Annotated in this window: 1 protein-coding gene; it reads right to left on the bottom strand. The window is 52.4% G+C overall.

The window, feature by feature from the left end:
• Nucleotides 1-235, bottom strand: a 235-nt coding sequence (locus CF394_RS00350) for a hypothetical protein (protein ID WP_133079771.1), incomplete at its 3' end; no start/stop codon positions are given.
• Nucleotides 236-250: the final 15 nt, after the last annotated feature.

Raw genomic sequence — 250 nt, 5'->3', positions numbered from 1 at the left:
TTGCTGTTATCGTACGATAGCCGGTGATGTTGTTCGCACCTAACGATGTCCCGATGCAGACGGACTGTCCGACGCGGTACAGGTCCGCCTGCGCATTCGTCAACACCACCTGATTCGTAGCCTCTTCCGTATTGAGCACTGCGTGAGCTGCGTTGTATTGCCCAGTCGAAAACCCGCTCATCACGGTTTGGGAATTGAGTGTCGCAAACTCTATCATGAAGAGTCGTTGTAACATATCGACCGCATGGAT

It is taken from the genome of Tetzosporium hominis (assembly GCF_002265435.1).
In the GTDB taxonomy this organism is placed as follows: Bacteria; Bacillota; Bacilli; order Bacillales_A; family Planococcaceae; genus Chryseomicrobium; species Chryseomicrobium hominis.
This window is presented reverse-complemented; position numbering and strand designations above follow the sequence as displayed.